This window comes from Saccharopolyspora sp. 7B (genome assembly GCF_020177435.1).
In the GTDB taxonomy this organism is placed as follows: domain Bacteria; phylum Actinomycetota; class Actinomycetes; order Mycobacteriales; family Pseudonocardiaceae; genus Saccharopolyspora_C; species Saccharopolyspora_C gregorii.
Genome location: NZ_JAIUKC010000167.1, coordinates 1 through 24,232, shown reverse-complemented (window position 1 = coordinate 24,232; position 24,232 = coordinate 1). Strand labels below are relative to the sequence as shown.

The window sequence follows — 24,232 nt, the reverse complement described above, 5'->3', positions numbered from 1 at the left end:
GTCGTCCTTCGCTCGTCAGCGGCGAAGCCGCTGAGCGGAGACCCAGCACGCAACGGGACCACCCGCGGGTTCTCAGCGGGGTTCTCGCGAGGACAGCGTTTTCTCCTGTGGCGGAGCCACCGGTGAAAAAGATCCCGCAGCGAGAATCCCGCTGAGGTTCCGCCGCCCCACCCCCGATCAGCAGGGGGAGAAGCGATCAGTCGTCAGCGGCGTGCTGCTGACGAGCGAGGAAGTGCTGGATGTCCGCGGTGGCGCGGTAGAGCTCCAGGTAGTGCTGGTAGAAGGCGTCGTAGCGCTCGGTGCGCTCCGGGTCGGGCACGACGGTGCGGGCGACCGGGTTCCACTGCCGCTCGTCCACGGCGGTGCCGGTGGCGATCCCGGCCATCAGGGCGTCGCCGAACGCGGCGCCGACGGTCTCGCTGGGGATCTGCTGCTCCTGGCCGGAGATGTCGGAGACGATCTGCGTCCACAGCCCGCCCTGGGTGCCGCCACCGACGGCGACGAGCCGCCCGGCCCGGCCGCCCGCGGAGCTCATCGCTTCGAGGTTGTGCCGCACCCCGTAGCCGATGCCTTCCAGCGCTGCCCGGTACACCTCGGCCCGCCCGTGGCTGGTGGTGAGCCCGAGCAGCGCACCGCGCGCGTCCGGGTCGAAGATCGGCGTCCGCTCCCCCGCGAAGTACGGCAGCAGCAGCAGGCCGCGGCTGCCGGCGGGCGCGCCCGCGGCCTGCTCGACGAGTTCGGCGAAGTCGCCGTCGACGAGCCGCCGGATCCAGTCGGTGACCGCGCCGGAGGTCGCCATGCCCGCGGCGAGCGTGTAGGTGTCCGGGAAGACCCCGCAGGTCCCCCACAGCGCCGAATGCGGCCGCGGGTCGGTGAGCACCTGCACGAAGAACATGGTGGTGCCGTACATCAGCATCACGTCGCCGGGTTCGCGCACGCCGGCGCTGGTGGCCTCGGCCCAGGCGTCGATGGTGCCGGTGGTGACGGGGAGCCCTTCGGGCAGCCCGGTCTCGGCGGCGGCGTGCGCTCCGACGCGGCCGACGACCTCGGTGGGCCAGGCGAGTTCGGGCAGCGGCAGGTCCGGGGCGACGCGCTGCGCCCAGTCCTTCGACCAGTCGCGGGCCCGCAGGTCGTAGAGCGGGTCGCACTGGCTGGCGGAGTGGTGGTCGAGCACGTAGCGCCCGGTGAGCCGGTGCACCAGGTACGAGCTGCACATGAGCAGCTTCTCGGTGCGCGCGTACACCTCGGGTTCGTTCTTCGCGAGCCACCGGATCTTCGGCCCGACGGCCTGGCTGGTCAGCGCGGAGCCGCCGCGGCGCAGGATCTCGTCGGCGCCGAACTCCTCGGTGAGCTCGGCGATCTCGGTGGTGGCGCGGGTGTCGACGCCGTAGAGGATCGCGGGCCGCAGCGGGTTGCCGTCGCCGTCGGCGGGCAGCAGCACCGGTCCGATGCCGCTGACGCCGAGTCCTTCGATCGTGCGTCCCTCGGCGGCGGGCAGCAGGTCCCGCACGATGGCGGTGAAGTCGTTCCACCACACCGATTCCGCGTCGTGCTCGACCCAGCCCGGGTGCGGGTAGGAGGTGTCGTGCGGCTTGGTCGACCTGGCCACGATCCGCCCGTCGGTGGTGACCAGGACCCCCTTGGAACTCGACGTTCCGATGTCGATCCCGATCAGCACGCCCTCAGCCATCGCCTGTTCCTCCCGCTCGTCCGGTGTTCCCCGCGGCATCGTAAAGACCCGCCGCCCGGGCGATCCGCACTCCTGTCCGATTCGGGCACGCGCGCGGCCCGCTGGGCCATCGGCGGGAGCCCGGTTCCCGCCGATGGCCGCTGGACCAACGCACTGACCTGCGCTTCGATGCGGGACGCGCGCGTGTTTGTTTCGGCCCGTTCCGGCTTGTTCGATCCGGTGCGCCGCTCAGCCGCGGGTCCACTCGTCGAGGCGGACGCCGAGCTGGCCGGCGACGGCGCGGAGCGCGGCGCGGTGGTCGCCCGGCACGGCGTGCACGTGGTTGGCGCCGAACCTGGACAGGAACACCTCGCCGGGCGCGTCGAGCCGGGCGAACGCGTGCGGCCACTCCGGGGTGGACTGCTCGACGAGAGCGCGGTTGGTGTCCTCGTCGTAGTTCTCGAACTCGCCGAGCATCAGCTGCAGCCGGTACTCCCCCGCTTCTCTGGTGAGCCTGCCGAGGGTCATCTGCCCGGGCGCGGCGATGTGCTGCACGGAGGCGCCGCCCGCGGGGAAGAAGAACACCTCCGGGTAGAAGTTGACCTTGGCGAGGTTCTCGGCCGGGTCGTCGCTGCGCACCGCGTACCAGGTGGCGTGCTGGCCGGAGTTGCACAGGTCCCAGATGTCGCGGTCCGCGTGGTAGTGCCGCACGTCCGCGAACAGCACCGGGGTGCGGGCGACCTGCTTGAACAGCTGCATGGTGAGCGCGCCGTCCATGTCGGCTTCGGTGGCGCAGACGTGGGTGTCCTTGGGGCCGTTCCAGTCGTAGGGGTCGTTGAGGAAGGCCTCGGTGACGTCCATGGTGGCGAAGTTCTCGGTGAGTTCCGGCTGGCCCTTGATGCCGGAGAAGTCGAGGTGCCGCTCGGCGATGATCTCGCGGACGGCGATGTAGGAGCGGATCTGGCGTTCCAGCAGTTCGGGGGTGAGCTTCGCGCCGTCGTAGTGCACCCCGGCGGCGTGCCGCTCGATCCACTCGCGGGCCTTGCGGGCTTCGGCCGCGTCGGCCTTCTCGGCGCGCAGCACGAGTTCGTACTGGTCGATCTCCTCGACGTCGATGCCGAACTGCCGCTGCCACTGGTCGGTGTTGGCCACGGCGGTGTTCATGCCCATGGGCCGGCCACCGAAGCGACCGAAGGTGGAGCCGCGCAGCGAGGCGACGGTCGCGGCGGCGGTGGCCTGGACTCCGATGGTGGCGGCGAGCTCGGGGTCGTCGGGAGCGCCCCAGGCGCGGGTGTGCTCGCGCCCGATCTGGTCGAGCGCGCCGCCCGCGGCGAGCATGCCGACGAGGCCCGGTTCGGTGGGGTCGGTACTGGCGACGAGCACCAGCGGGCTGCGGGTGGCGTCGGCGGCGAGCATCGTGAAGTGCGGGAACGACCAGACCGCGTAGTAGAGGACGGTGACGTCCACGTCGGCGGCCGCGACCTCGCGGGCCACGGAGCTGGCGAGCACGTTGTCGGCGACGAGTTCTCGACCGGCGACGACGTCGTGCCCGGCCGCGGTGAGCGCGGCGACGAGACCGTCCTGCTTGAGCCGGATGAAGTCGGCGTTGCGCGCGTGCACGTGATCACGACCGTCGGAGATGGAGATGACACCGATGCGGGCCACGGGGCCTCCCGGGTTCTCGGAACGTGCTGGGTCCGGACTCGCCGCCGTCCCGGGTTCGGAACGCCGGCTCCTCGACTTGCACCGCTCCCGGCAGGTCGCTCCGGGTCCGCCTGCGCTGGGGTTCCGCGCCTGCCGCCTGCACCCGAGTTCGTGCATCGTTGACCGACCGGGTTATGAGCAATCGATTTCTCGGAAGTTATTCTGGCCTCGTCGGAACTGTCAAGGAATCCGCGCCGCGACCACGCGGCCAGCCGACAGCAGGAGGTCCGGTGGCGACGATCAGTGATGTGGCGGCCAGGGCCGGGGTCTCCACCGCGACGGTGTCGCGGGCGCTGAACGGCAAGAGCACGGTGGATCCGGCGCTGGCGGCGCGGGTGGTGGCCGCGGCGGACGAGCTGGGCTACCGGCCGAACGGCCCGGCCCGGAACCTGCGCAAGCAGGAGACCGCAGTGCTCGCGCTGATCATCTCGGACGTCGAGAACCCCTTCTTCACCGCGATCTCGCGCGGCGTGGAGGACGTGGCGCACGCCGCCGGGTATTCGGTGGTGCTGTGCAATTCCGACGACGATCCGGCGAAGGAACGCGAATACCTGGACGTGGCGTTGCAGGAACGCGTCGCCGGGGTGCTGCTGTCCCCCACCGGCCGGGAGGAGAGCGCCGCGCTGCTGCGGGCGCACGCGGTCCCGGTGGTCGCGCTGGACCGGCCGCTGCCGGGTGGCGGGGACACGGTGCTGGTGGACAGCGGTGGTGCGGCGCGGAGCGCCACGCTGCACCTGGCCGACCAGGGCTACCGCCGCATCGGCTGCTTGACCGGTCCGAGCGGGATGCCGACGGCCGACGCGCGGCTGGCCGGTTACCGGGACGGCCTGCGCACGGCGGGGCTCGCGGACGCGGGCCTGGTGCGGCACACCGAGTTCCGCGCGGCGGGCGCCCGGCGCGCGGCGCGGCAGCTGATGGACCGGCCGGAGCCGCCGGATGCGCTGCTGGTCGCGAACAACGCGATGGCGGTGGGCGTGCTGGAGACCTTGGGCGAACTGGGCCTGCGGCCCGGCCGCGACGTCGGCGTGATCGCGTTCGACGACGCGCCGTGGGCGACCCTGCTGGACCCGCCGTTGAGCGTGGTCGCGCAGCCCGCCTACGACATGGGTGCGCTGGGTGCGCAGCTGCTGCTGCGCCGCATCGGGGGTGACGTCGGTGAGCCGGCGACGCGCACGTTGTCGGCCCACCTCGTCGCGCGGGGCAGCACCGCCCGCCGGTGAGTCACCGGGCGGCGGGCAGTGCCACCAGCCGCGCCATCTCTTCGATCTTGGCGGTCAGCTTGCGCCGGTCGGCGGGCGCGACGGTGAACCACTGGCGCCCGTCACCGCCTTCCCGCTTCTGCGTCAGGTAGCAGCCGTCGGCCCCGGTGAAGAACGACACCGAGAACGGTGGCCGGTGCGTGCGCCCGACCCGGCGGTCGTGGCTGCGCGCGGTGAACACCCCGTCCAGTTCGCGTTCCGCGGTGAGCACCGACGCCAGCACCCGCGCGTCGGCGCTCTTCACCCCGGCGCCGGTGAGCGCGCTGAGCAGGCTGCCGGTGGGGTTGCGGCGCATCCGCGCGGTCGCGCCGTCGAGCACTTCGACCGGCACGCTGGCCGTGCCGCCACCACCCGAGGCGGGCGCGCCGATCAGTTCGACCGCGTTGCCGGCGGGGCCGCCGTACTCGTGCCTGCTGAGCACGATGTCCTGCAGGTCGTCGTTGTTCTCACCGTCGGCCTGGTACGCGCGCACCGTGGCGCGGCCGTGCTCGACGCAGACCGCGTTGAACGAGGTGCCGCGCTTGGCATGCACCGCCACCCCGACCGCCAGCGGCGGCCGGGACAGCAGTTGCCACGCGTCGTCCAGGAACGGGTGCAGCTCGTCCCGTTCCAAGTACCCGCGTCGGGCCAGGTCCTGCCTGCCGAGTTCGGCGGCGCGAGCCAGCTCGTCGCGGGTGGGTTCGCCCGCCAGCCTGCCCACCCGCAGCAGCGGGTGGACGTGGCTGTCGAACCGCTCGCACAGGTAGGCGGCGGCCAACGGGCTGATCGACATCCTGCCTCGTGCCATCAGCGGTCCTGGTTCTCCCAGTCGCCGAAGACCGGCGGGGCCACCGCCCGCATGTCGTTGGTGAACACGTCTTCCTCCTCGATGAGCCAGCTCGGCCGCTCGTGCTCGGCGTCCTCGCCCTGCTGAGCACCGCGCTGCCCACCGCCCACGCCGCCCGGCGCGCCCGCACCGCCGCGAGCACCGGCCGCACCGGCGCCACCGGACGCGGACGTCCCGCCACCGGCACCGCCCAGGCCACCGATCCCGGCGCGACCACCGGCGCCCGTGCCCGAACCGGCACCAGCACCGGCGCCGAGGCCGCCCATGCGGCCCCCGGAACCACCAGCACCGACGCCACCGCGACCACCCGCGGCGCCACCAGGACCACCGCCCGGTGCCGGAGCCCAGCGACCGTTGTACGGGTTCTGCCGCTCCCACGCCCCGGTCTGGGGGTTCTGCCGGTACAACGTGCCGTCCGGACCGCGCACCACGCCCGGTGCCAGCCCGCCGCCCGGCTGCGGCGACGGAGCCCACGCGGAACCGGACCCGGCCGGAACCCCACCGGAGTTCCCGGTGCCCAGCGACGGAGCCCCACCACCCGGAGTCGGCGACGACGCCCACGACGACGAAGTCCCCGCCGGAACCCCACCACCGTGCGAAGACACGCTGCTGAACTGCGAATTCCCCATCGCATCCCGCGCGGAAGGCGTCGTCGCGCCGGGGGCGGGGGAGTTCGACTCCTCCCCGGGCATGGGCTGGAACTCGGGGACCGAGTTGAGGTTGGTCTCGGTCTCCCGCTGGTAGCGCTCCTTGATCTCGAGCGCGCGATCGTTGGTGAGCTGGAAGTCCTCCATCCGCTCCTCGTAGTCGCTCGCCCAGCCGAGGATCCAGGTGTCGTCCCAACCGCCTTCCTCGACCCAGCCCTTCTGCGGCGGGTCGAGCTGCACCTCACGCCCGTTGTTGAGGGTCTCGCCCTTGCCCGGGATTTCGTGGAAGGTCGAGGTCTGCGTGGTGGCCTGGTTCTCCAGCGCCTTGCTCACGGCACCGGCGGTCTCCGCGGCCGCCCGCGCGTGCGGCGCGATCTCGTTGATCGACGCCTGCGCGGCATCGGCGGCGCGACCTTCGTGCGCGGTCTCGGCCTTACGGAGCGCGGACTCCACGTCCGTCGCCAGCTGCTCGAACTTCTTCCGGGCCGTATCCCACGCCGCACTACCGTGGTTCAACGCGCTCGGCAGCGAACCGGCTTCAGGAGAACCACCCATGTCCGCACGCAGCTGCTTCGCCATACCCGCGAAGCACATGCCGGAGCCGACCAGTTCGTTAGATCCAGACATTGGATTACTCACCTCAAATCCAATCACTCAGCCGCGGGAAGTGTGGGAACGGACGCCTCCAAGGCGCGCTTGGCAAGCGAACACGGGTCATGCACCTCACCGACGGTCACGTCCGCAGCAAAGGAGAACAAGATCTGGTCCTCTTTGGTCGCAAGATAAACGCCACAACTGCCGTTCTCAGGACGGTCATTGTTGGCCTGAATAGCAGGATGCCCCGCAATCACGCCCTCGGAGTAATCCACGTAACTGTCCTCATTATCCCGGTAGATCTGAAGAGATCGCCCGGGGAGCACACTTATGGCGACATATTTGTCACCGCGATCAGATTTCCAGGTGCAGTTATCCGGCAAACTAGGGTCTAGCTCATCAGGTTGCACCTCACCTTCAGGAAGCAGCCCCAACGCCGCGATATCTTGAGGCTTAACAAGACTGCACGGCGGCACACCCGCTGCATCGCGCGGATCTTCGACTTCCGAATCACCCGAATCAGGCGCCGAAGAAGGAGACGGCGCCGACTCTTCACCCGAACCTACGGAACACCCAGAAAGAGCCAGAGCGGCCACCGACGCGACGCAGATAAGCAAACGCGAAGAACGAGAACGCAAAACCATGCCTACTTACGACCGCCCATCAACTCGACTAGCATCAACAGATGCATTATCTTCGGCCAATCGATACTCGTCCAGAGTATCCCGATATGCTTCAATTTTCGCGTTCAACTTGTCAACAATCGACCCAGCGGCCATCTGGAGGGACGCATCAGCACCATTCGCGCGATCCCGAAAAAGCTCCCGGGCGCCCGAGGTGATGGAGTCCTTGGCCGTCAGCTCGCCCGGCATCGCCGATTGCACGCTTCGCGTCATCTTAAACGCTTGATCCCGCGCATCCTCGAGTTCTCGGATCGCCGCCTCGAGCGCCTCTGGGTCTATCCTGAACCCGGTCATGCTTCCTCCCCTGGCATGTCCACGCGTCAGCTGAGCATGGTGCACGCCCGCCCCTCCCCGCGTGCGGGAACCTACTCAACCACCTGTATGACGATCAACACAGTAGCGGGTGACGCTCCTCGCGCACTCGCCACCCGATCGGCCCATCCTCTTTCCCGGAAACGAATAGACCGAAGCGCTGACCTGCACCAACACTCGACCAGTCAGCCGACCAGCCCGACTCCCCATTCCAGCCACCCGGCTCACCCGCGTCGCGTCGACCCGCCACCTGCAGTCGAGACCACATCCACCACCGCAAGGGACCGGACAAGCAAAATCGATCAGCAACAGCAGTTCCAGCAGCGCCGAGAAGCAGAGCGCTCCGTCATGAACGAGATTCTGGCCGCAGGCATTGGAACATCTGAACGCAACAAACCAGCGCCATGACCATGGGAACAGCCGCGATCGCCAGATAGAACGAGATGGTCGCGTCCAACTCGTCCGCGCGGTCCGCTGAAACGAACACCAAGAAGAACAGGCTGAACGCGTTCACGCACGCGGTGCCGACGCACAGCACCACGGCCTGCCGAAGGAACGGCCGGACACCCGCGATGTCGACGGCTCCCCGCTTGAAGTACGACTGGCTGAGCACCGAGCACAATCCCAACAACCAGCAGAACAGCGCCGCCGTCCCGGTCAGGAGCAAACCTGACCAGGAGAACGGATCGTCGCTGATGGGCAGGAAGTACATCCACAACGCCTCGACCACCGCCACGACCGGGGACGCGATCAACAGCACCAGTCCCGTCAGCAGCAAGCGCACCTTGCGAGCGCGCTCCCACTCAGGCGCCACCGGAACGAGGTTCGGCCGAGGTGGGGGGCCGGTAGGAATCGGAATCATCGAGCCTCCCCATTCGACGGGTCCCGATCGCTGACGCCGCCATCGCTCAGGTCGACCCCGTTGTCCGGCTTCGCCCAGCTGTCCCCGATCCCGTCGACCGCACTGCGGAGAACCTCGATCTGGGAGTTGATCGGCTCCCGCGCGCAAGCGTGCAGCGACCGGCTCTCGTGTCCTCGGTTCACCATCGGATCCTCTGAACGACCGTTGTCCATGCGGCGCCGCACATCGCCGCGGGCAAGATCGTCGCGAGGAAGCACAGCGCGGTCGCCACGCCTGGTGCAGCTCCGTCGCGTGCTGCCGACGCTGCCCCCAGCGCCAAGACGGCCGCTCCGAGCACTCCACCGATCACGGAGAAGATCCACACAACCAGCGACGAGCGCCACAGCCCTTGGGCCGCGGTGAGGTTGAGCCAACCGTTCTTGATGTACGACACCCCGAGCAGGCACAGCACGCCCATCGCGAAGGAGAAGAACACCGACACGGCGAGGAATCCCACCCACATGGTCTCGGCTACACCACCCATGTCCGGGAGCGAGAACACCAGCGGAATTCCCGCTCTGCGACCGCCAACGACACGAGCACCAGCACCGATCCGGTCAAGTCGAGCTGCCGCCGCCGCTTCCGCGGCCACTCGATCGACACCGGAACGTACTGCGGAGGTGGTTGGGGGACCCGGAATCGGGATCATCGCCGCACTTCCCAGTTCGACCCGTCGCCATCACTGACACTGCCGTCACCCGGCGCCGTTTCGGCCCGCACCGCTCTCCGCGGCCGCGGAAGTTCCGCCGGCCGACACTCGTCCTCGATCGTTCACAGGCCGGAACCACACCTAGACCACGTCATTCCGCGCCCGGGTTCGGACAGGATCGGGTGGACGCGGTCCGCCGCTGCGGGAGTTCTGGTCTACCGGGTGGCGGCGCACCGCTGATCACCGGATGCAGAACAGCGAGTCCTCGGAGACGAGGCTGTTGTTCGCGCCGCACACCGCCTCGCCGTCCCAATGGAGGTCGTACTCGGAGGTGATCGACACGTCCGGCATCGGTGGGCTGAGCTCGGTGATCGAACCGTTCGCCGCCGACAATTCGACGATCTGCGCCGAACCGCCGCGCACCGCCGTATCGAACGCGATGAACCCGCGTTCGGTGAGCGCGAACGGCCGGACATCCGAGTTCCGGCTGACCCGAGACCGCCACCTCTCCGCTCCGGAGGCGAGATCGAATGCCACGACCTCGTCGAAGTCCGCGTACGAGTCGTTCGCGGGTTTGACCCCGGTGACGAGCAGGCCGTGTCCGATGACAGCCCTGTACCGGCGCAGATCTCCGCCCATTCCACCTGCCGCGCCCGTGTCGAGCCGGCCGTACGAGCCGACTCCGCGTACTTCCGCAGTCCGGTTCGCGTCCTCGTCGAAGAACACGAACGACGGCACGGCATCGGAATCGCGGCTGATCCTCGCGCTCAACACCACCGGATCGGCGGAGACGACCTCGTACCGCAGGTCATTTTCGAGCCGGCTCGTCGCGATCGTCCGGCCGCTGGCGGAGTCCACGAGGACCAGCTCGTACCCGTCCGCGCAACCGCGAACCAGCACCGTCCGCGGAGCGCTCACCCGGGACGGAGATATCGAGCAGCTCCGGTCCACCGCGACGCCCTCGCTCCACAGGGGCTCACCATCGCTCAACGCCAGTTTCGACACCCGCTCCTCGTCCACGACGACCACGCCGTCTCCGACGACGCGGGTGACCGGCTCATAGGATTCGTCCCGGGCCAGCGACGCGGTCCACTTCTGCTCACCGGACCGAACGTCCAGGAGGATCACGCGCGGGCAGTCGGTCCTGCTGGAGCCGACGTGGATGGCCGCGAGTCCGTTCACGGCCTCGTCCGAGGCTCCGCACACGTCGGTCCCGTCGGGCGGGGTGAAGCTCCACTTCTCCTCGCCGGTCTTTTCGCTCACGCCGATGACCTCGTCCGACACGACCTGCACCAGCACGCCCTCCGCGGAGAGCGTCCTGATCAGCTCAAGTCCGACGGCACCGCTGTCCTTCCACGTGAACCCGGCAGCCAGCGGCGGTCTGGTCGCGAACCAGATCGTCGTGCCACCTCCCGCCACCAGGACCAGGACGAAACCGATGATCAGAGCCGGAATCCACCAGCGGGTCTTCTTCCGCAGCGCGGGTGGGTACGGGCCGCCCGGATGCTGGAAGTGCGGTGGTGGCGGGGGCTGGAAATGCGGCGGCGGACCTCCGGGCTGTGGTCCGCCCGGATGAGGACTTCCCGGAACGGGCCCGAACGGCGGATAGCCGCCCTGCGGCTGCCGACTCGGATTCCACTGCGGCTGATTGCCCGACCAGTTCACTCTGCACCCCTCGCCCCGCCGTCGGCGGACCTCCCCTGGTTCGCGGGCTCGATCATCGCCGGACGCCCGCTGGCGACGAGGCCGTTCGGGCGGGAAGCGATCCGCATCACTCCGGTGCGATCGCCAGGTGTGCGGCCGGAATTCGGCGGCGGATGGCGGGTGACCGGTGCTAGCGTCCCGGGCCGTGCCTCGTCGTGGTGCGCGAGGTGCCGGAATCGGGAAGACAAGTCCTATGTGGACGACGCGCCCGCGCTGGCGCTCGCACCATGCGCAGTACTGCCCGAGCACCAGGGCCGGGGCGCCGGATCAGCGGCGATCCGCGCCGGGCTCGACGCCGTCCGCGACCTCGACGAGAACCTGGTGATCGTGCTGGGGCACGCCGACTACTACCCGCGGTTCGGATGTCACCCCGGCCTCCCGGTTCGGCGTGCGGAGGCACCCGACGACACGTTCCTCGCCCTGCCCCTCGCCACCTCGCACCCCACCCCGACCGGACTCGTCCGATAAACGAGATGGTCTCGTTCAACTCGTCCGCGCGAGAGCCCCGCCGAGGTAGCAGCATCACTCACCACGCCGGCAAAATCTGACCGCAATGCCATGGAGGCAAAGAGGATTGACCTTGCCGATACAGGATGGCGATGACCGCGCGGCCAGCTCCCCGAGCTCAGACGCGAAGCTTCTGAATAGCCAGCATAAAACACATTCCAGACAAGACGGCAGGTAGAACTATCAGCCCAAGGCAGGCAATGCTTCCCATATCGAACGCGCCACCTCTCCGAACCGACGCGCCCACGAGTAGGATGAACAAGGCGCCACTCAGGAAGCTCGAGAACACGCAACTGATCCAAATCACCAGCGACGCGCGCCATACGCCAGCAGCGTAAGTCACGTTCAACCAACCACGCTTGACATAGGACTGGCCGATCAGAGCAAACCCGCCGACCATCACTGAAAAGAATCCAGATAGGCCACACAGGCCTGACACCAAAATCATGGCCGCAGTTTCAGCAGCCGGCAATTCGAAAGCCCACCAGATCGCGGCAACCGCAATCACCGGGGACCCCACCAACAGAATCAGGCCCAGCAGAACCAGCCGAGTCTTCACCTTTCGCGCCCAGCTGGGCGAAACCTGAGTGTAGTTCGGCGGCGGCTGCGGACCAGCCGGGATTGGAATGATCACCGCGCCTCCCAGTTCGATTCGTCACCATCGCTGGAGCTACCGTCACTCAAGTCAACACCGTTCTCCGGTGTCGCCCATTTCCCGCCGAGTTCGTCGATGGTCTTCTGCGCGGATTTCATCTGTGAGTTGATCGGCTGAATGGCGCCGATGAACGCACTGAAGGCAGCTGTGGCAAGGCCGATTGCGGCGACGCCGACACTGACGCCGAATGCCAGCCCTGGCGGCGCCGTAACAACTCCAATACAACCCGCAATTGCTGTAGCTAGTCCACCGAGGAACGTCACCACTGCGATACCGATGGAGATCCAGAACATTTCGACCGCGTTGGCCAGCGTGTCGAGCGCGGTGACCATCTTATCCGCAGCCGACTTGGTGCCGTTGACCGCGTCGGCTTGGCCGGGAACCAGTGCCTTGTACGCTTCCGCCGCACGCCCTTCCCACTCGATGTTGGTGCGGTGCTTGTCAAGTTTGAGATCACCCGCGACGGTGCCCAACTTCTCGGCCACCAGATCAGCCCACTGTTGGGACGCGGCTCGCAGCAGTTCGGGGCTGCCAGCCCGTTCCACGGTCTGCATGATCTGGTCGAACATCTGCTTGTGCAGCTTCACGATTTCCTCCATGCCCTTCTTGATCGGTTCGATCAAGTGCATAAAGGCTTCCGGAACCCAGCTCAGTAGCTGGTTGACTCCGTCGTAGAGCTTCTGCATCATTTCTTGGACTTCGGTGAGCTTTCCGCTCACCATGTGGATTACATCGTCGCCGGTGGCTGTGGTCACGGGTGTTCTCCAAGCAGGTCGTGCAGCTTTTGCATGGCAGCGTCGTCGTCGGCTTGGTACTGCTGCGCAGCAGCGGTCAAATCGTCGGCGACCTTGTTGAAGTACTGCTGTCCCTGATCGATCAGGCTGCCGATCGCAACGCGCAGCTCTTCCAACGTGTCGTCCAGGCCGAGTTCGTCGCTGAGGAAGAACCGCTGTCCTGGCTCGATCTTCACCGCTTCCACGGCTTGCTTGGGGCCGTTCATGGCTTCGGCCTGTTCGCGCCATAGGGCGGCGTCGGTGTGCATGGCGTCGAGGGCGGTTTTGATTCCTTCGCCGTTCGGGGGTGCCATCAGAGTCCCTTCGGGGGCTGGTCGGTGACGAAGCCGAGGCGGCGTAGGAATCGCTGCGGGTCGCTCGCCAGGGCGAACAGTTGGGAGATCGCCGGACTCTGCGGTCCGTTGGCCACATCGCCCGGGGCGGTTTTGTCGCGCAGGACTCGCAGGACGTCGGCGAGTTCGCCTTCGATCTCGGTGTTGCGCGCTGCGCTGCACCAGGTCGCGTCGATGACGAGGTCCAGGATCCGGCCTTGTTCCGACGTCCCCCGGGCATGGCCGCCGCTGCTCTGGCCGGACACCGTCGCGCCGACGACATCCGTCATCCGCTGGTTGAACGCCTCCAGGTCGGTGGAGACGGCGTTGATGAGCTGCATCGCGTCGGCTGCCGTGATCGGGTCATCGGAGGTGGCGATGCCTTCGGCCGGTTCGGGCCGAGTGGCAGGCGGAGCGGATTGCACGAGCTCGGCCTGTGCCGTCGCCGCCCGCATGGTCGCGTCGTTCGCGGCCGCTACGACGTGTACGGACAGGCTGCGCGGATCAGTAGCGCTCTTCCAGCCGGAGGCCAGCTCGACCGACCGGAACTCCCCGGTGTCGGTCACGCGGACCGTGACGACACCCTCCGGGTCCTGGCCTCGAAGCAGGTCGTCCGTCGCCTCCGGTCGCCCGGAGTTCCGGATTTCCTCCGGCCCGAGGTCTTCCTCATTCAGCTGCCACCGTTGATCCACGAGGCCGGACCATACCTAGACCACGCCGTTCCGCGCCCGGGTTCGTGAACACGGGACGGGTTCGGTGGCGGGAAGCGATCCGCGTCACTCCCGTGCGATCGCCAGGTGTGCGGCCGGAATTCGGCGGCGGTCGGCGGGTGGCCGGTGCTAGCGTCCCGGGCCGTGCGTCGTCGTGGTGCGCGAGGTGCCGGAATCGGGGAGATGCGTCCTATGTGGACTACTCGGGTGGAGGTGCCCGCTGATGTCGCGGCCGTGCGTGCGGTGAACGTCGCCGCGTTCCCGACCGCGGAGGAAGCGGACCTGGTGGACGCGCTGCGGGCCGATCGGGGTGCGTGGATCGACGGGCTCTCGATCGTCAGCGCGGACGGCGGCGGCTCGGTCGTCGGGTTCGCGCTGCTGACCCGCTGCCACGTGGACGACGCGCCCGCGCTGGCGCTCGCACCGTGCGCGGTGCTGCCCGAGCACCAGGGCCGGGGCGCCGGTTCGGCGGCGATCCGCGCCGGGCTCGACGCCGCGCGCGACCTCGGCGAGAACCTGGTGATCGTGCTGGGGCACGCCGACTACTACCCGCGGTTCGGGTTCACCCCGGCCTCCGGGTTCGGAGTGCGCGCGCCGTTCGAAGCACCCGACGACGCGTTCCTCGCCCTGTCCCTCGACACCTCGCGCCCCACCGCGACCGGGCTCGTCCGGTACCCGGCGGCATTCGGCGTCTGAGCGTCAGCGGTCGAGGCGACCGGACTTGACCGCGCCCAGGAACGCGTCGAACGCGTCGGTTCCGAAGGCCAGCACGGGGCTCCCCGGCCCGAGCTTCGAATCCCGGACGGCCGTCGAATCGGCGGACAGCGCGACCTCGACGCACGCACCACCATTGGCGTTGCTGCGGCTGGACTTCCGCCAAGTCGGATGCTGGTGCACCAAGTCCTCCGGATCGCCTGGAACATCGGCCGGGCAAGAGCAGCGCCGCGTCAGCGGTCGAGATGTCCGGATTTGACCGCACCCAGGAACGCGTCGAACGCACCGGTTCCGAAGGCCAGCACCGGGCTCTCCTGCCCGAGCTTCGAATCGCGGACGGCGGAGCAGTCCCCGGCCAACGCCACTTCGACGCACGCGCCACCGTTGGTGTTGCTGCGGCTGGACTTCCGCCAAATCTGATGTCGGTGCACCACGCCCTCCGGATCGTCGGTGACAGAGCAACGCCGCGTCAGCGGTCTAGGCGACCGGACTTGAGCCGGCGGACGAACGTGTCGAACGAGGCGGGACCGAAGGCCAGCACGGGACTCGCCGCACCGAGCTTCGAATCGCGGACGGCCGTCGAGTCGGCGGACAACGCGACCTCGACGCACTCGTTCAAGGCGCCGCTCCGGCTGCTCTTGCGCCAGACACGGTTCCTGGTCATCAGTCCTCCAGCTGCTCCGCGAGATCGCGCATCCACCGGGCCGACTCGGCCGGCGACAGCGCTTCGTCCGCCACGTCGTCGAAGGTCAGCACGAACGCCTCGACGTCACTGGAATTCTCCACCCAGGAACCGCCACCCGGGTACTCCAGATAGACCGCATCGGGATCGTCCGTCGCGCCGAACCCCAAGATCACGGTCGGCCCGGATGAAGTGCCGTACGCGCCGACGTCGAACGGCACCACTTGGAGCACGATGTGCTGCCGTTCGCCCAGTTCCAGCAGATGCCGCAGTTGCGCCCGCATCACCTCGCGACCGCCGACCCGGCGACGCAAGACTGCTTCGTCGATCAGCGCGTGCACCGCAGGCGGATCGGGTTCGTGCAGCCGCTGTTGCCGAGCGCGCCGCGACTGGACGGCTCGGCGGAAGTCCTTCGGCGTGCCGAACCTGCGCGCGGCGGCGTGCACAGCGGTCGCGTAGTCGATCGTCTGCAGCAGCCCTGGTACGGCCAGGGCGGCCATGAACCGGATGCTCACCGCCTCGGCTTCGGCACGCACGAAGGACCGGTACTTCACCGGGTGGGCGGCGGAGACCTGGATGCGCGTGCCATCGACTTTGGCGTCGTCCCACATCGCCTGCGCTTCGCGCCGCTGCTGCTCGGTCGCACCGTAGAAGGCCAGCATCGCGCCGAGTTCCGCGAAGTTGCACAGCAGGTAGCCGTTCTCGATCTTCGAGATCGTGGTCTGCGATTTGCGGAGCAACTCGGCCACGTCGCCGTGCGTTCGTCCAGCGCCGTCCCGCAACTCCAGCAAGTATTGGCCGATCCGGCGTTTCCGGCGTGTCTGCGTGCTCGGCATTGGACCTTCCCCTCGCCTCCGCCAGGAAGCCTAACGACCGGACGAGCCGATCATGTTCACTCATCGGGGTAATATGCAAGGGAATAAAACCCTCTTAACATTACCCCCAGCGACAACCTCCCGTCGCTGGCGCGGGGCCGGTGGTCTCCCCCTCCCCGACCGGATCGCCGGTTCCGCGTCCCACCCACGGAATTCGGGAGTGGCGCATGTCCGCGCCGGAACCGCGCGGCTGGCGCGGGGTGTTCACCAGCGACCGGGTCCACCGGGTCTCACCGGGCAACGAACGCCGGATCTCGCACGGCGACCGGGCCCGGCTCGGGCTCGCCGACTGCGGCGCGGTGTGCGTGCCGCCGACGCCGAACGAGTGGCCGCTGGACTCCTGCGCGCGCTGCTACCCCCGGACATGACGGTGCCCGGTGGCCGAACGACCACCGGGCACCGCGCTCGATCAACGGGTCAGAACGCGACCACCGAGTACTCCGAGGCGGTCCACGCGGGAGCGCCCCGCACCGGGATCAGCTCCACCCGCACCGACTCCTTGCCCTCGGTCAACGCCACCGGCAGCTCGAAGCCGTCCTCCAGCCAGCGGTGCGACTCGTTGCCCAGCGGCTGGAGCCAGGTGCCCGCCGACTCGCCGTCCACCCGCACCTCCACCTGCTGGTAGGCCTGCGCCTGATCACCGATGCGCCGCAACCGGGCGCCCTGGTTGTCCTCGCCGAGCTCCACGTCGAAGCCCACCGGCCCCGTCGCGGCCGCCACCGGCGCGCTGCGCTGCTCGTCGGTGCCCTCGAAGCGGGAGTCCAGCAGGTTCACCACCTCGCCTTCGGCCCGGTAGCCGTGCTCGTCCCGGCTGCCCTCGTCGGACAGGTCGATCCGGTCGACCTCCTCCTGCGACGCCGGTCGCCCGCCGTACCAGTAGGCGGTGGAGCTGTAGTCGCCCGGCTCGTCGTTGTCCGGGCCGTGCTCGATGCCCGCGACCAGGCCGTCGTTGAACGGCACCGCGTCCGGCACCTGCAACCGGTAGGCGCCCGTGCAGTCGTACCGGCAGCCGTCCCCGTTCAGCTCGTGCGCCGGATTGCCCGCCAGCGGCATCGAGAACGTGGTGCCGTCCCGGAAGTACCAGCCCGACTCGTAGTAGTCCTCGCTGCCGGTGCCGTACCAGGCGGGGCTGCGCTCGCCGTTGACGTAGAAGCGCTCGTCGCCCTCCAGGTAGTTGCGCTGGTTCGCCGCCGCGTTCGTCTCCGGGATGGACAGCGGCTGGTTGCGGTGCGTCGCCGTCGCGTTCGGCGGGATCAGCCCGCGCATGGTGTGCGTGACCCCGTAGAACGTGCCCGAACCGTCCACGTCGAGGAAGTTCCAGTCCTCCCCCTCCACGGTCCGGCCGCGGTGGTGAGTGGCGTGGAAGTAGCCGGCGTTCTCGTCGGCTTCGCGGGGCGCGACGGAGACCTCGGCGGTCATGCCGTCGATCGGGACGCCGCCGCCGTTGACGATCTCCACGGTGGCGCTCTCGTCGAACGGCATCGGCCACCAGGCCGTGTACCAGCCGTCCTCGCCCGGGTCGATGGAGCTCATCATGGTGCGCACGTCGTGCTCGCCGAGGCCGGAGCCGAAGAACTCGCCGATCGGGGCGTCCACCGTGGTCTGCCCGTCGAAGGTGATCCGCAGCCGCGCCGACTCCAGCACGTGCTCGGAGGCGGTGACCTCCTCCGGGCCGAACCCGTAGCGGCCCACCAGCTTCTCCCTGGCGAACACCGCGTTGCCGATGCGGTAACCGTGCGCGGCCTCCTCGCCGGGGTGACCGGGGCCGACGTCGAGCACGTCGGTGCGCACCCATTCGCCGTCGACGAGGCTCTGCACGTCGTAGCGGAACTCGTTGACGTCCACCGAGGAGGACGTGAAGCGGTTCGCCACCTCGATCGAGGACTTGCCCGCCGTCAGCTCCGGGGGCACGTCGATCGCCTGCACGCCCCAGCCGCCCGGTGCGGCGGCGCCGCTGCGCCACTCGCCGGCCGGTGCGCCGTCCACGCTGAGGCCGGCCACCTGGTCGGCGATCTGCGGGTCGAAGCGGCGCACGATGCGCACGCCCGCGTTGCGCGGGTGCACCGCCGCGTCGAACCGGCTGCCACCGCCCTCGCCGAACGCGCGGCCGTCGTCGATCACCCGCGGGCTCGGCACGACCTGCGGGATGCGCAGCCGCAGCTCGTTGATCTGGCCGGGTCCGTCCAGCTGCGCCACCGGTGCCGCCGCTCCCGGGGGCACCGCGAAGTCCCGGCGGGTCGGCTGCGCCGCCGGGTCCACGCCCTTCGGGTCGGCGATGCCGAACTTGCGCAGCCGCGCCAGCACGTCCTGCGCCGGATCGGCCGGGTCGAAGGTCCGCACGCCGTCCGCGTCGCCGAACGAGCGGTAGTCCACGTGGTAGAAGTCCGGGTTGTTCTGCACCGTCACCCGCATCGACTCGCGGTACGGCATCGGCACCTTGATCACCGCACCGCCCGCGGCGTCGTCGCCGTTGCCGACCAGGGGCCATTCGAACGGCGCGCCCACCCGGCCGCTCACCACGTCGATCAGCGGGGCGTCGAGCACCGTGCGGCCGTCCAGCTCGACCACGATGTTCCCGGTGCCCGTCACGTCGCCCCACGGTTCGCGGGTGAACCAGATGGAGGAGATCTCGCCGGCGCCCGCGCGCTCCGCGATCACGCAGCCGCGCTCGGCCTGCCGCAGGCAGGAGTAGGTGCCGTTGAACCCGTCGTCGTTGCTGCCGTCCCTCGCGAAGCTGGAGAACTGCCCGGTGTGCTCCGAGCCGCGCAGCTGGGCGAGGCCGCCCGGTTCGCGGAACGTGTCCCACCCGACGCTGCCCTTGCCCGCCGCCCGCGGCTGCGCCTGCTCCTGCTCCTGCGCCGAGGCCCGGGCCGCGCCGTGGGTGGCCGCGTCGGCGACCAGCGCGGCGGCCGCCAACGACGCCACGCCGAGCACCGCGCCGAACTTCCTCGGCAGCCGTCTCGCAGCGCGCAGCGCATCACTCCTGCGGTCTCTCATCAAAGCTCGCCCTCCCCACATCACTATCCACAATGGACAGCGTTGTCCTGGTCACTCGACGGTGGTGCGCGGTCGGGAACGGATGGGTCGGTTCCCCCGAACGCGGGCGCACAAGATCGCACGCTCGGTTTCACCCGAAGCGTAGGAAGAGGTCGCACCGGCTCCAAGGAACATCGCGGAACCACGGGAATCCGGACTCCGAAATTCACTCATTAAGATGGTCACCGGGACTGCACGGAGACCACTACCACCATCCAGGTGGATTTGATTCCTCTTCGGCGACAGCTCGCTTTGCTAAAGAAAAAGTCGCACGCCAGGACGAGTTTCGCCCTAGCGCGCGACCTGCACCTTCACCGAATCAGAAGTGAGATGTGGTAGCCCCGGAAGTCTCAGCCCTGATTCAACCGGGCGTACACCTCACCCGCGTTCTCCTTCGTGATCAATTCCGTGGGAAGGGTTTGGTGCTTCTCCGTCGGCTGGCAATCGACCAGGATCTTCTTGGCCGCTTCCACGGCCTCCTCGCCACCGGTCGGATTCAGGAACGTGGCCTGCAACCGGCCCTGCTCCACCGCTTTGATGCCGCCCGCCTCGATCGGCAGCCCGTCGATGCCCACGAATTTGAGCTGGTCCGCCTTGCCGGCGGCCTGCGCGGCCAGGTAGGCGCCCTCCGCCATCGGATCGTTGTGCGAGTACACCGCTTGCGCGTCCGGGTGCGCCTTCAGCAGCGCGTCCATCTTCTCCTGGCCCTCCGCCCGCTCCCAGCCGCCGTCGTCGGCACCGATGATCTCGATCTTCGAGCCCGCGATGCCCTGCATGAAGCCGTCGTGCCGCTCGTGCGCCGGCGTCGAACCGGACAGGCCCTTGATCTCCAGGATCTTGCCGCCGTCCGGGAACAGCACGTTCTTGAAGTACTCGCCCGCCTGCCTGCCGATCGCCTCGTTGTCCACGCCGACGTAGGTGGTGAACGCGTCCCCGTTGACCTTGCGGTCCAGCAGGACCACCGGCGTCCCCGAGTTGTAGGCCCGCCGCACGATGTCCGTCAGGGGCGCCGCCTCGTTCGGCGAGATCATCAGGAGGTCCACCTGCTTGGTCAGGAACGACTCCACGTCCGAGAGCTGCTTGGCGTTGTCCTTGGCCGCGTCGGCGAACTGCACGTCCTTGAACTGCGGCACCCGCTCGGCGGCCTTGCGGATGTCGTCGTCCATCCGCACGCGGTAGGGCTCGGCGAGGTTCGCCTGGCTCATGCCGATCGTGTACTGGCCGTCCGGGCCGCCGCACGCCGCCTGCGGATCCTGCGGCTGCGCCGCACCGCTGTTCTCGCTCGTCGTACCGCACGCGGCGGCCGTCACCGCCAACGCGGCGCAGGCGGCGGCGAACGCGGACCTCGTCGTCTTTCGCATGGTGCTTCCTTCCCGCGGAACTACCAGGGACGCTTCGAGCGGACGGGCGGATCGGGGAACGGACCGGTCACGCGGCCGGGCGCAGCCGCTGCAACGCCGCGGCTGCCACGATCACCAAGCCCTTGATCAGCAGCTGCATGTCGGTGTTGACGCTGTTCAAGCTCAGGATGTTGTTCAAGATCCCCAGCAGCAGCGCGCCCGCGATGGTGCCCACCACCGAACCGCGCCCGCCGGCGAGGCTCGTGCCGCCGACCACCACGGCCGCGATGCCGTCCAGTTCGTAGGCCAGGCCGTCGTTCGGGCTGCCCGCGTTCAGCTGCCCCGCGTGCACGATCCCCGCCAGCGCCGCGCAGAAGCCGGACAGCGCGAACGCGATGATCTTCACCCGGTTCACCGGCACACCGGACAGCCGCGCCGCCTTCTCGTTGCCGCCGATCGCGTACAGGTGCCGCGAATAAGCGCTGTAGCGAAGGAACAGGATCGCCGCGACCGCCACCACCGCGAAGATCAACGCCGGAATCGGGACCACGCCGCCGAACGTCCGTTCCCCCAGCAGCGAGAACAGCATCGGCGCCTGTCCCGCGCCGTCGCCGTAGGAGATCTGCACCGTCTCCCCGCCCGACCACATCCGCGCCAGGCCGCGGGCGATGTTCAGGCCCGCCAACGTCACGATGAACGCCTGCACGCCCAGCACCGCCACCGCGGCGCCCTGCAGCACCCCGAAGACCAGGCCGATCAGCAGCACGAGCAGCGCCGCCACCAGCACCCCGAAGTCGTCGTTGACCAGCAGCACCGCCGACCCCACCGCGGCCAGGCCCAGCACCGAGCCCACCGACAGGTCGATGCCGCCGATCAGGATCACGAACGTCAACCCGACCGCGATGATCCCGATCTCCGAGACCGCGCGCACGATGTTGAACAGGTTGTCGCCGGTCAAGAACAGGATCTGGCCGTCGTCGCCGCGCGGGGACAGCACGATCGCCGCCAGGAACACCGCGACCAGGCCGAAGAAGCTCTGGAACCGGAACAGGGTCTCGACCCGCTGCCGCCTCGACCGGCCGGGCACCGGGTCCGGCGCGCCGGGCGCGACCTCCTGCCGCGTCTGCTCGCTCATCGCGCTCCTCCCCCCGCGACGGGGCCGCGCCCCGTCTCGACAGCCGATGAATCACCCTCCGGCGACACCTTTTCCCCCATCGCGGCGGCCAACAATTCGGCTTCACCGGCCCGGGTGGTGTCGAACTCGGCGACGCTGCGGCCGTGCCGCAGCACCACCACGCGGTGGCACACGCCGGTCAGCTCCGGCAGCTCCGAGGACGCCAGCAGCACGCCGATGCCGCGCGCCGCGATCTCGCCCAGCAGCTCGTAGATCTCCGCCTTCGCGCCGATGTCCACGCCGCGCGTCGGCTCGTCCAGCAGCAGCAACCGCGGCTCGGTCAGCAACATCCGGCCGAACACGACCTTCTGCTGGTTCCCGCCGGACAAGGTGCCGACCGGGTCGGCGATGCGCCCCAGCTTCACCTTCAGCCGGTCCACGCTGCGCTCGGTCGCCGCCACCTCGGCGCGGCCGCGCACCAACCCGGCGAAGCCCAGCCGGTGCACCACCGACAGCACCGTGTTCGCCCGCACCGAGTGCCCCAGCACCAGCCCCGAGGCGCGGCGGTCCTCCGGCACGAACGCGATGCCCCGGCGCAGCGCGTCCCGCGGCCCGCGCGGGCGCACCGGTTCGCCGCCCAGCTCCACCGAGCCCTCCCAGCGACCGGCCGGGCCCGCGCCGAACAGCGATTCCAGCAGCTCGGTGCGGCCCGCCCCGAGCAGCCCGCACAGGCCGACGATCTCGCCCGCGCGCACCGACACGTCGATGCCGTCCGGTTCCCGCCTGCCCACCCGGTACCGGCGCGGCAGCACCCGGAGACCCGCGACCGACAGCAGCTCCTCGCCGGGCGGCCGGTCGTCCGCGGTGCGGAACAGGGTGCGCACCGAGCGGCCCACCATCGCCTCAGCGGCCTGCTCGGCGGTGAGGTCGCGGGCGTCGAACTCGGCGACCCGGCGCCCGTTGCGCAGCACCGTCGCCCGGTCGGCGACCGCACCGATCTCATCCATCCGGTGCGAGATGTAGACGATGCCGGTGCCGCGCCTGCGCAGTTCCGCGATCACCGCGAACAACCGGTCCACTTCGGAGTGCGACAGCGCCGAGGTCGGCTCGTCCATGATCAGGACCTTGGCGTCGAGGGACAGCGCCCGCGCGATCGTCACCAGCTGTTGCTCACCGACCCGCAGCTCGCCGACCGGCCGGGCCGGATCCAGTTCGATGCCGGTGCGGGACAGCAGTTCGCGGGTGCGCTGCGCCATCGCGCGGCGGTCCACCACACCGGCGCGGCGCAGCTCCCGGCCCAGGTACAGGTTGTCGGCGACCGACAGCGCGGGCACCAGGTCCAGCTCCTGGTGGATCATCGCGATGCCCGCCTGCTGCGCGTCCGAGGGCTTCGCGAAGCGCACCGGGGCGCCGTCCACCGCGATCGAGCCCTCGTGGTCGGCGATGTCGCCGGAGAGCACGCGCATCAACGTGGACTTGCCCGCGCCGTTCTCCCCCAGGAGCGCGTGGACCTCGCCCGCGTGCACGGTCAAGTCGATCCCGTCGCACGCCAGGACACCGCCGTAGCGTTTGGTGATGCCGGTCAGCTCTACCAGTGGCGCTGCCATGGTTCCCCCCGTCACCCGAGCGCTGTCATTCCGGAGCAACCGCGCGGAGCCGAGAAAACGATTGCTCGGACGCTAAGAGTTTCCAGTTGCCTGTGTCAAGGTTCACAGTCCACCCGCGGGCCGCCCAGCCGCCATTCGGCCCCGCGCGGACCTCGCAACGGTCATGAGGGCAGGAAGCACCGCAGCTAGGGGAACAACTTCCGGAGAGGTCGTTCCGCGGGCGTTCCTGACCGTTACGGTTGTGGCCGTGACCGCCACTCGCGAGCGCCAGAGCGCACCCTCTCCCGACAACGGCGCCCCACACTGGGCAGAACGGTCCGCTTTCCGCACCCGCGGCGTCCCGCTATGGGCGGCGGTGCTGATCGCCGCGGGCGGCACCGCGCTCGGCGCCGGGCTCGACCTGCTCATCAGCGGCACCCCCGGACTGATCTTCAAGATCGGCCTGTTCCTCGGGTGCGTGGCCGGGGTGGCGCTGGTGCGGCGGGAGAGCCTGTTCGGCCCGATGGTGCAGCCGCCGCTGGTCGCCACCGTGGTCATGCCGCTGCTGGTGCTGTTGTTCGGCGGCGGGGGCGGCAGCGGGATGATGGGCAAGGCGCTGGGCGTCGTGCAGCCGATCATCGCCGGCTTCCCGATGATGGCGATCACCACGGCGCTCTGCCTCGCGTTCGGGCTCGCCCGGATGTTCTGGCTGGAACGCCACGACGCCGAGGACGACCTGGACCCGGCCGACCAGCCCACCAAGAAGCGCAAGCCGGTGAAGCCGCCGAAGGAGGCCGCGGAGCGGCCGGCCCGCAAGCGGCGGCCCGCCGAGGACGAGAAGCGCCCCTCCGCCCGCTCTCGCGACGGCTCCGGGCGGCCCCGCCGCCCCGCCGAGCAGACCGCGGAGATCGGGGCGCACCGCAGGCCGCCCAGCCGGGGTCGGGTTTACCGACGCGCCAA

The 24,232-nt window shown here is 69.3% G+C and carries 26 protein-coding genes; 5 read left to right on the top strand and 21 right to left on the bottom strand.

The annotated features are described in order from the left end of the window. Positions 1-196: 196 nt before the first annotated feature. Together LCD33_RS23320 and LCD33_RS23315 are read right to left on the bottom strand one after the other, a co-directional pair. Positions 197-1,690 carry an FGGY-family carbohydrate kinase gene (locus tag LCD33_RS23320; RefSeq protein ID WP_224960764.1) on the bottom strand — a complete coding sequence of 498 codons (1,494 nt, stop codon included), beginning with the start codon at positions 1,688-1,690 and terminating at the stop codon, positions 197-199. A gap of 228 nt (positions 1,691-1,918) precedes the next feature. Beyond that, on the bottom strand, positions 1,919-3,334 hold the full coding sequence (locus LCD33_RS23315; protein ID WP_224978275.1) for an L-fucose/L-arabinose isomerase family protein: 1,416 nt from the start codon (positions 3,332-3,334) through the stop codon (positions 1,919-1,921). A 269-nt stretch (positions 3,335-3,603) separates the two neighbouring features. Between LCD33_RS23315 and LCD33_RS23310 the strand changes: the two genes are divergently transcribed. Beyond that, the gene (locus LCD33_RS23310; RefSeq protein ID WP_224960761.1) at positions 3,604-4,593 is read left to right on the top strand and encodes a LacI family DNA-binding transcriptional regulator; all 990 of its coding nucleotides are present in this window, start codon (positions 3,604-3,606) and stop codon (positions 4,591-4,593) included. 1 nt (position 4,594) lies between these two features. Here LCD33_RS23310 and LCD33_RS23305 read toward each other — a convergent pair whose 3' ends face one another. The 7 genes from LCD33_RS23305 to LCD33_RS23275 form a co-directional block, all read right to left on the bottom strand. Next, complete coding sequence (locus LCD33_RS23305) at positions 4,595-5,419, bottom strand: ESX secretion-associated protein EspG (RefSeq protein WP_224960759.1); 825 nt, start codon at positions 5,417-5,419, stop codon at positions 4,595-4,597. Beyond that, on the bottom strand, positions 5,419-6,732 hold the full coding sequence (locus LCD33_RS23300; RefSeq protein ID WP_224968083.1) for a hypothetical protein: 1,314 nt from the start codon (positions 6,730-6,732) through the stop codon (positions 5,419-5,421). Before LCD33_RS23300 ends, LCD33_RS23305 begins: the two co-directional genes overlap by 1 nt. A gap of 23 nt (positions 6,733-6,755) precedes the next feature. Further along, entirely contained in the window at positions 6,756-7,343 is a 588-nt protein-coding gene (locus tag LCD33_RS23295) for a DUF3558 domain-containing protein (protein WP_224968081.1), read from the bottom strand. Between the two features lie 6 nt (positions 7,344-7,349). Further along, a complete protein-coding gene (locus LCD33_RS23290; protein WP_224968079.1) occupies positions 7,350-7,676 on the bottom strand; it encodes a hypothetical protein in 327 nt (108 codons plus the stop codon). 364 nt (positions 7,677-8,040) lie between these two features. Then, positions 8,041-8,508, bottom strand: coding sequence for a hypothetical protein (locus LCD33_RS23285; protein WP_224960751.1), 468 nt, complete (start codon positions 8,506-8,508; stop codon positions 8,041-8,043). 226 nt (positions 8,509-8,734) lie between these two features. Continuing rightward, positions 8,735-9,097, bottom strand: coding sequence for a hypothetical protein (locus LCD33_RS23280; RefSeq protein WP_224978274.1), 363 nt, complete (start codon positions 9,095-9,097; stop codon positions 8,735-8,737). A gap of 387 nt (positions 9,098-9,484) precedes the next feature. Further along, a complete protein-coding gene (locus tag LCD33_RS23275) occupies positions 9,485-10,663 on the bottom strand; it encodes a PQQ-binding-like beta-propeller repeat protein (RefSeq protein ID WP_224960746.1) in 1,179 nt (392 codons plus the stop codon). A 480-nt stretch (positions 10,664-11,143) separates the two neighbouring features. Between LCD33_RS23275 and LCD33_RS23270 the strand changes: the two genes are divergently transcribed. Beyond that, complete coding sequence (locus LCD33_RS23270; protein WP_224978273.1) at positions 11,144-11,416, top strand: GNAT family N-acetyltransferase; 273 nt, start codon at positions 11,144-11,146, stop codon at positions 11,414-11,416. Positions 11,417-11,573: 157 nt separating this feature from the next. Here the strand turns inward: LCD33_RS23270 and LCD33_RS23265 are convergent, their stop codons facing one another. Genes LCD33_RS23265 through LCD33_RS23250 form a run of 4 tightly spaced genes read right to left on the bottom strand, consistent with a single transcriptional unit; the run spans position 11,574 to position 13,907 of the window. Further along, entirely contained in the window at positions 11,574-12,089 is a 516-nt protein-coding gene (locus LCD33_RS23265; RefSeq protein WP_224978272.1) for a hypothetical protein, read from the bottom strand. Further along, a complete protein-coding gene (locus tag LCD33_RS23260; RefSeq protein WP_224978271.1) occupies positions 12,086-12,865 on the bottom strand; it encodes a WXG100 family type VII secretion target in 780 nt (259 codons plus the stop codon). The genes LCD33_RS23265 and LCD33_RS23260 overlap by 4 nt, the downstream gene beginning before the upstream one ends. Next, the gene (locus LCD33_RS23255; protein WP_224960734.1) at positions 12,862-13,197 is read right to left on the bottom strand and encodes a hypothetical protein; all 336 of its coding nucleotides are present in this window, start codon (positions 13,195-13,197) and stop codon (positions 12,862-12,864) included. Before LCD33_RS23255 ends, LCD33_RS23260 begins: the two co-directional genes overlap by 4 nt. Continuing rightward, complete coding sequence (locus LCD33_RS23250) at positions 13,197-13,907, bottom strand: YbaB/EbfC family nucleoid-associated protein (RefSeq protein ID WP_224960731.1); 711 nt, start codon at positions 13,905-13,907, stop codon at positions 13,197-13,199. Before LCD33_RS23250 ends, LCD33_RS23255 begins: the two co-directional genes overlap by 1 nt. A gap of 231 nt (positions 13,908-14,138) precedes the next feature. Here LCD33_RS23250 and LCD33_RS23245 point away from each other — a divergent pair, with 231 nt between their 5' ends. Further along, on the top strand, positions 14,139-14,621 hold the full coding sequence (locus LCD33_RS23245) for an N-acetyltransferase (RefSeq protein ID WP_308011319.1): 483 nt from the start codon (positions 14,139-14,141) through the stop codon (positions 14,619-14,621). Between the two features lie 3 nt (positions 14,622-14,624). On the opposite strand, the gene LCD33_RS23240 is transcribed toward LCD33_RS23245, so the two are convergent. From LCD33_RS23240 to LCD33_RS23225, 4 genes are read right to left on the bottom strand one after another with little or no spacing between them, the layout of a single operon-like run. Further along, entirely contained in the window at positions 14,625-14,822 is a 198-nt protein-coding gene (locus LCD33_RS23240) for a DUF397 domain-containing protein (RefSeq protein WP_224960725.1), read from the bottom strand. Positions 14,823-14,872: 50 nt separating this feature from the next. Further along, complete coding sequence (locus LCD33_RS23235; protein WP_224960722.1) at positions 14,873-15,070, bottom strand: DUF397 domain-containing protein; 198 nt, start codon at positions 15,068-15,070, stop codon at positions 14,873-14,875. A gap of 38 nt (positions 15,071-15,108) precedes the next feature. Next, on the bottom strand, positions 15,109-15,303 hold the full coding sequence (locus LCD33_RS23230; RefSeq protein ID WP_224960720.1) for a DUF397 domain-containing protein: 195 nt from the start codon (positions 15,301-15,303) through the stop codon (positions 15,109-15,111). Then, a complete protein-coding gene (locus tag LCD33_RS23225) occupies positions 15,303-16,157 on the bottom strand; it encodes a helix-turn-helix transcriptional regulator (protein WP_224960718.1) in 855 nt (284 codons plus the stop codon). Before LCD33_RS23225 ends, LCD33_RS23230 begins: the two co-directional genes overlap by 1 nt. 206 nt (positions 16,158-16,363) lie before the next feature. On the opposite strand from LCD33_RS23225, the gene LCD33_RS23220 reads away from it, so the two are divergent. Continuing rightward, positions 16,364-16,564, top strand: coding sequence for a hypothetical protein (locus LCD33_RS23220; RefSeq protein ID WP_224960717.1), 201 nt, complete (start codon positions 16,364-16,366; stop codon positions 16,562-16,564). Between the two features lie 49 nt (positions 16,565-16,613). Here LCD33_RS23220 and LCD33_RS23215 read toward each other — a convergent pair whose 3' ends face one another. From LCD33_RS23215 to LCD33_RS23200, 4 genes are all read right to left on the bottom strand, one after another. Next, complete coding sequence (locus LCD33_RS23215) at positions 16,614-19,193, bottom strand: glycoside hydrolase family 172 protein (RefSeq protein ID WP_224960716.1); 2,580 nt, start codon at positions 19,191-19,193, stop codon at positions 16,614-16,616. 389 nt (positions 19,194-19,582) lie between these two features. Beyond that, positions 19,583-20,593: a substrate-binding domain-containing protein gene (locus LCD33_RS23210; protein WP_224960715.1), complete on the bottom strand. Its 1,011-nt coding sequence runs from the start codon at positions 20,591-20,593 to the stop codon at positions 19,583-19,585. A 67-nt stretch (positions 20,594-20,660) separates the two neighbouring features. Beyond that, on the bottom strand, positions 20,661-21,707 hold the full coding sequence (locus LCD33_RS23205; RefSeq protein WP_224960713.1) for an ABC transporter permease: 1,047 nt from the start codon (positions 21,705-21,707) through the stop codon (positions 20,661-20,663). Beyond that, on the bottom strand, positions 21,704-23,293 hold the full coding sequence (locus LCD33_RS23200) for a sugar ABC transporter ATP-binding protein (protein ID WP_224960709.1): 1,590 nt from the start codon (positions 23,291-23,293) through the stop codon (positions 21,704-21,706). Before LCD33_RS23200 ends, LCD33_RS23205 begins: the two co-directional genes overlap by 4 nt. Positions 23,294-23,540: 247 nt before the next feature. Here LCD33_RS23200 and LCD33_RS23195 point away from each other — a divergent pair. Then, the coding region (locus tag LCD33_RS23195) for a DUF6542 domain-containing protein (protein ID WP_224978270.1) at positions 23,541-24,232 on the top strand (692 nt) is incomplete at its 3' end.